Consider the following 3,121-nt stretch of genomic DNA (forward strand, 5'->3'; position numbering starts at 1 on the left):
CGCGGCGGCGACCGCTGCTGGCACCTGAGCCGCGACCGGAGCCGGCGTCATGGCCGTCGAGGGTCACCTGGTCACCGGTGACCAGCCCGGCCCGGCGCAGCGCGTCGGCGATCGCCCCGTCGGGCGCACCCCGACGGCCCCCACCGGAGCCACCGCGGTTGCCACCGCCACCGCCACCGCCGCCACCACCGCGGTAACCACCTGCGCCGCCGGAACCGCCGGAACCGGTCCGACCGCCACCACGGCCGCCGTCCTGCCCGCCGGGACCACGGCCGCGACCACCGGGACCGCCACCCTGGCCAGCGCGACGATCACCGCCGCCACCGGCCCCACGGCCGGCGCCACCGGAACCGGAACCCGCCCCGGAGCCACCAGCGCCACCGGAGCCCCCGGAGCCACCAGCGCCGCTGGAGCTGGAACCTGCCCCGGTGCCACGCCGTCCGCCCTCGCCGCCATCCCGGGCGGCACCGTCGCGTACGGCGGCCTCACGGCCAGCACCGCGCCGGCCGCCACCGCCGCCGCCTGAGGTGGCGGCACCGGGCTCGTCGTCCAGACGCAGGGTCAGCGAGATGCGCTTGCGGGGAATGTCGACGTCCAGGACCTTCACCGTGACGATGTCGCCGGACTTGACGACCTCCCGCGGATCGCTGACGAAGTTCTTCGACATGGCCGAGACGTGCACCAGGCCGTCCTGGTGGACTCCGATGTCCACGAACGCGCCGAACGCGGCCACGTTCGTCACCGAGCCCTCGAGGGTCATGCCGGGGGTGAGGTCGGCCAGGGTCTCGACACCCTCGGAGAACGCCGCCGTGCGGAAGGCGGGCCGCGGGTCGCGACCGGGCTTGTCCAGCTCGGCGAGGATGTCGGTGACGGTGGGCAGGCCGACGGTGTCATCGACGAAGTCGGACGGCTTCAGCGACCGCAGCACCTTGCCGTTGCCGATGAGCGAGGTGAGCTCCTGGCCGGTGGTGGCGAGGATGCGCCGGACCACAGGGTAGGACTCGGGGTGCACGCTGGAGCCGTCCAGCGGGTCGTCGCCGCCGAGGACGCGCAGGAAGCCGGCGCACTGCTCGAACGCCTTCGGTCCCAGCCGGGGTACCGCCCGCAGTGCCTCCCGGCTCCGGAACGGGCCGTTCTCGTCGCGGTGGCGCACCAGGTTCTCGGCGAGCCCCGCGCCGATCCCCGAGACGCGGGTGAGCAGCGGCGCGGAGGCGGTGTTGACGTCCACGCCGACGGCGTTCACACAGTCCTCGACCACCGCGTCCAGGGACGTCGCCAGGCGCGTCTCGGACAGGTCGTGCTGGTACTGGCCGACACCGATCGACCGTGGCTCGATCTTGACGAGCTCGGCGAGCGGGTCCTGCAGCCGGCGCGCGATCGACACCGCGCCGCGCAGCGTCACGTCCAGCTCGGGCAGTTCGCCGGCGGCGTAGGCCGACGCCGAGTACACCGACGCCCCGGCCTCCGACACGGTCACCCGGGTCAGGGACAGCTCCGGGTGCTTGCGGATCAGGTCCTCGGCGAGCTTGTCGGTCTCCCGGGACGCCGTCCCGTTGCCGATCGAGACGAGATCGACGGAGTGCGCGGCGGCGAGCCGGGCCAGGGTGGCGATCGACTCGTCCCACCGGCGGGCCGGCACATGCGGGTAGATGGTGTCGGTGGCGACGACCTTGCCGGTCGTGTCGACGACGGCGACCTTCACCCCGGTGCGGTAGCCCGGGTCCAGGCCCATCGTCGACCGACTGCCGGCGGGGGCGGCGAGCAGCAGGTCACGCAGGTTCGCGGCGAACACCTTCACCGCGGTCTCCTCGGCCGCCGTCCACAGTCGCATCCGCAGGTCCACCCCGAGGTGGACGAGGACGCGGGTGCGCCACGCCCAGCGGACGGTGTCGGCGAGCCAGCGGTCGGCGGGGCGGCCGGCGTCGCTGATGTCGAACGCCTCGGCGATGCGCCGCTCGTAGTCGCTCGGCCCGGGCACCGGCGGGGTGTCCGGCGCGGGCGGCTCGGCGGGTTCGAGGGTGAGGTCGAGAACCTCCTCCTTCTCACCACGGAACACCGCGAGGATGCGGTGTGAGGGCAGCGAGGTGAACGGCTCGGCGAAGTCGAAGTAGTCGGCGAACTTCGCGCCGGCCTCCTGCTTGCCCTCGCGCACCTTCGACACCAACGTGCCGCGCGACCACATCTGCTCGCGCAGCGCGCCGATCAGGTCGGCGTTCTCGGCGAAGCGCTCCACCAGGATCGCCCGGGCGCCCTCCAGCGCCGCGCCGGCGTCGGCCACACCGCGGTCGGCGTCGACGTAGCCGCTGGCGGTGCCGTGCGGGTCCAGCGACGGGTCGCCGAGCAGCGCGTCGGCGAGCGGCTCGAGGCCGGCCTCGCGGGCGATCTGCGCCTTCGTCCGCCGCTTGGGCTTGTAGGGCAGGTAGATGTCCTCGAGCCGGGCCTTCGAGTCGGCGGCGAGGATCTGCGCCTCGAGGGCGTCATCCAGCTTGCCTTGGGACCGGATGGACTCGAGCACCGCCGAGCGCCGCTCCTCCAGCTCCCGCAGGTAGCGCAGCCGCTCCTCCAGGGTGCGCAGCTGGGTGTCATCGAGGGTGCCCGTCACCTCCTTGCGGTAGCGGGCGATGAAGGGCACGGTGGCGCCCCCATCGAGCAGGTCGACCGCCGCCGCCACCTGCCCCTGGCGCACGCCGAGTTCCTCGGCGATCCGTTGATGGATGGACTGCTGGGGGACAGCTGTCGTCGTCACAAGCTCTGATCCGCCTTCTCGTCGGAGTCGATGTCGGTGTCGCGATCGGACCGCGCCGTCTGCGAGACTACGGGTGATCACCGACAGTGGGCCGGCCGGGCGGCCCCGCGTGGCGGTGAGACCCCCGACGTGTTACGTGGCAGTCCGCCGTGCCACGCACCGTGCCAGCGGGCGTGGGCCCGGATCCATCGGTGTGATCCGGTGTGATCCGTACCGTTCGATTGCGTTACTGGGCATATCTCATTGGTGCGACATGACCTATGATGTGCCCGTGCGCATGAGGTGCCAGGCCACGGGGGCGGTGCGGCCTTGTTCCCGTTATTGTGCCGAGGGTGCGGCCGGGCACGGTCGGTTCGCGTCGGCCCGCCGCTGTCC

1 protein-coding gene is annotated in these 3,121 nt (G+C 73.0%); it reads right to left on the reverse strand.

The genetic code is table 11. The annotated features are described in order from the left end of the window. Positions 1-2,746, reverse strand: a 2,746-nt coding sequence (locus G6R24_RS19750) for a Tex family protein (RefSeq protein ID WP_225438797.1), incomplete at its 3' end; no start/stop codon positions are given. Between the last annotated feature and the right edge of the window lie 375 nt (positions 2,747-3,121).

Origin of the sequence: Candidatus Frankia nodulisporulans, from assembly GCF_902806475.1 — a bacterium.
GTDB classification, from domain to species: Bacteria; Actinomycetota; Actinomycetes; order Frankiales; family Frankiaceae; genus Frankia; species Frankia umida.